The 2,356-nt window shown below is 65.6% G+C and carries 2 protein-coding genes; one reads left to right on the top strand and one right to left on the bottom strand.

The features are described from left to right. Nucleotides 1-133: 133 nt before the first annotated feature. Nucleotides 134-283 carry a hypothetical protein gene (locus ABZU75_RS46220; protein ID WP_355569889.1) on the bottom strand — a complete coding sequence of 50 codons (150 nt, stop codon included), beginning with the start codon at nt 281-283 and terminating at the stop codon, nt 134-136. Nucleotides 284-746: 463 nt separating this feature from the next. On the opposite strand from ABZU75_RS46220, the gene ABZU75_RS46215 reads away from it, so the two are divergent. After that, nucleotides 747-2,036: a phosphodiester glycosidase family protein gene (locus tag ABZU75_RS46215; protein ID WP_355569886.1), complete on the top strand. Its 1,290-nt coding sequence runs from the start codon at nt 747-749 to the stop codon at nt 2,034-2,036. The last annotated feature ends 320 nt before the right edge of the window (nt 2,037-2,356 follow it).

The following is a 2,356-nucleotide window of genomic DNA, read 5'->3' as shown; positions in this document are numbered from 1 at the left end:
TTCCGTACGACCCACGACCGTCCGTTTACCCCGATCACCGCTTTCCCCGACGACCGAATGCGGCGATCCGTCCCGCGGTAACTCCTGCGGACTTTTCCGGGTCTTCCTGAACCGACTTCGTACGCGAACTGCACTAACCGTGTCTGTCGGATGCGGCATCCATGTGAACGGGGTCATCCACGCAGATGTGGAGATCCCAGCGGCGCGGACGCGTCAGGATCGCCCCGAGGATGACACCGAGGATCACGCTTGCGATGATCACGATGAGAATGCTCAGCCCCATGACGGCTGCCTCTCGGAAAGATGTGCCGCTTGATCTGAGGAAATGCGGCCTACTGCACCGTAGCGTCGCATTCTCGCTGTCGCAACGAAACGGCCAGGGACTAATCCTTATTGACCAGGACCGTTGACCCGGTCGGGACCGTCGCGGGCATGTGAATTCTCCCGCGGGTGACATGACCCTGCGTGAGCAGCAACACTTTCTTGGGATGTTTCGCGTGTTTCGCTCCCCTCGCCCCGTAGATCTCGGCACGATGGTGCACGAACTCTGAAACCAACGGGGAGAGATATACATGTCGCGACGCCTTGTCGCCGGATTCACGGCCCTAGCGCTCACCGCCACAGCGATTCCCGCTGAGGCCGAGCAGGCGAGTTCGGGGTTTCCCTCCTCCGCGTTCCCACTGGGTATGAGCATGGCCACGGTGAAAAACCAGCAGAGTGTGGCACCGGGCATTGATCTTTTCAGCGTGAAGCACGGCAAGTCCACACAGGGCTGGACAGTCTCCGCCCTCATGCCCAACGGCCACGACGACGGCCGCCTGGACGCCGCTCAGACGGTCGCCGAGGCCGTGGAGGCGGCGGGGTTCACTCCCAGCATCCTGCGGATCGTGCAGCCCGCCGCAGCGGACGCCCCGGCTGTGGAGCGATACATGGTCAGGATCGGCCTGTGGTCATTCGGCAAGCGAGCCGAGGCCGACAAGGTCGTGAAGGAACTCAAGGAGCAGGGCATCCGGGCCAAGACCGACTATCTCGGCGACGACGGCACCGAGACCACCGGCCCCTGGAACATGAGCGTGCTGATGGTCGACCCGAAGGTGTTCAAAGGATCCTTCAAGACGAGCGTCGGCAAGAGCGTGGCCAAGCGCGAGACCACCAGCTCGATGTCGAAACTGACCGGCGCCATCGCCGGGGTCAACGGCGGCTTCTTCAACATCCACACCGCCAAGGCCCTTCAGGGCGACCCGGTCGGTGTCTCCGTGGTGGGCGGCAGGCTGCTCAGCGAGGCCGTGCCAGGCCGCAGCGGCCTCGTCATCACCCAGGGCCGTAAGGCCCGGATCACCGAGTTGCGAACCCAGGTCACCGCGATCTCCTCGGACGGCACGAAGGCCGAGGTCAACGGCATCAACCGGGCCGCCGGAAGCGACGAGCTCGTCCTCTACACCGAGGAATTCGGCAGCAAGACGGCCACCGACGGCGGCATCGAGGCCGTCATCGACGCCCAGGGCCAGGTCGTCAAGGTCCGCCAGGCCGGCGGCATCGTCGCCCGGGGCACCTACGTGCTTCACGGCACCGGCCTGGCGGCCGTCTGGCTCCAGGAACACACGCAGGGCACCTGGATGAAACTGGACACCAAGGTCATCGACCTGCGGACGCAGCGGGCGATACCGCTCACCCCTGATACATACATCATGGGCGGCGGGGTCGGGCTGGTCAGGAACGGCCGGGTGCGCATCACCGCGGCGGCCGACGGACACGCCTCGGTCAACATGATGCTCCGGCGCCACCCGCGCACGATGGTCGGTGTCAACAAGTCGGGCGGGCTGATCCTGGCCACGGTCGACGGGCGCAACCCGGGTATCTCCGTGGGCGCCTCGATGGTGGAGGCTGCTCAGCTGATGCGGTGGCTGGGCGCCAAGCAGGCCATCAACTTCGACGGTGGTGGCTCCAGCGTGATGGTCGTCGGCCACAAGCCCGTCAACCGGCCCTCGGACGGCGCGGAGCGGACCGTGGGCGACGCCCTCTTCATCACGCCCTGACGAGCGGCGCTCCAACGCGAGAAGCCCCGGTCCTCATCGGCCGGGGCTTCTGGTTTTCCGTAGGCGTACGGCGGCTCTCTCAGCCTCCGGTTCCGAGGCACGTCTTGGAACTCCGTCCCTGAACCCGGGAGCCTCCGCAGGGCCGCTGGATCCCCTCAGCCATTTCAGATTCCAGGGTATGAGAGCCGGCGAGGGCCCCAGGCCGGCCTCCCGTTCGGAACCCTTCCCGGAAAGCACGAAGGCCCCCACCGAAAGGTGAGGGCCCTCATAAAAGATTGTCCGGCGGCGACCTACTCTCCCACACCGTCCCCGGTGCAGTA

Origin of the sequence: Streptosporangium sp. NPDC005286 (assembly GCF_040607515.1) — a bacterium.
Classification (GTDB): Bacteria; Actinomycetota; Actinomycetes; order Streptosporangiales; family Streptosporangiaceae; genus Streptosporangium.
The sequence above is the reverse complement of the archived record's forward strand: the minus strand, read 5'-3'. Positions and strand labels throughout refer to the sequence as shown.

Bases quoted from the DNA above. Each gene is read 5' to 3' on its own strand.
- ABZU75_RS46220 (WP_355569889.1), bottom strand. From the start codon at position 283: ATGGGGCTGAGCATTCTCATCGTGATCATCGCAAGCGTGATCCTCGGT.